Annotated in this window: 1 protein-coding gene; it reads left to right on the top strand. The window is 38.3% G+C overall.

The window, feature by feature from the left end:
* Nucleotides 1–161: 161 nt before the first annotated feature.
* Nucleotides 162–452: universal stress protein (locus KW850_RS32725; protein ID WP_218351731.1), on the top strand; the 291-nt coding region annotated here is incomplete at its 3' end.

Genomic DNA, 452 nt, shown 5'->3' with positions numbered 1-452 from the left:
AACATCCTTAATCAAAATGATCTTGCTTTAGGAAGGGCCCTTGGAAAACGTGTGGCCGAAACAACCAAAAAGTTTGTTGGAAATTCTAAAGTTACATCACAATAATCACCGTCATGGGTTTTATTATAAAAATAAGATTTTATAAAAAGGAGAGTGAGAACATGTATGAACGGTTTTTGGTTCCAGTTGACGGGTCCGAACACTCCAAACATGCATTGAAATCGGCTAATTGGTTGGCGCAAAACGTTGGGATAAATGCCCGTATAACGCTTCTTCATATCATTCCTAGTAACAATATCAATACAGTTGCTTACGGAGTGGATAGTGAACAATTGCAAGTAGAGGAAGTTAGGAGGATTTTAGAGGAATCCGCACAAGTCCTTTCAGGGTCATCTATACAATATGATAGCGAATACCATATTGGAGATCCTGCAGAAATGATATGCAAGAAG

Source organism: Bacillus sp. sid0103, from assembly GCF_019219025.1.
Note: the sequence above shows the minus strand (reverse complement) of the source record. Positions and strands in the feature narration are given on the sequence as shown.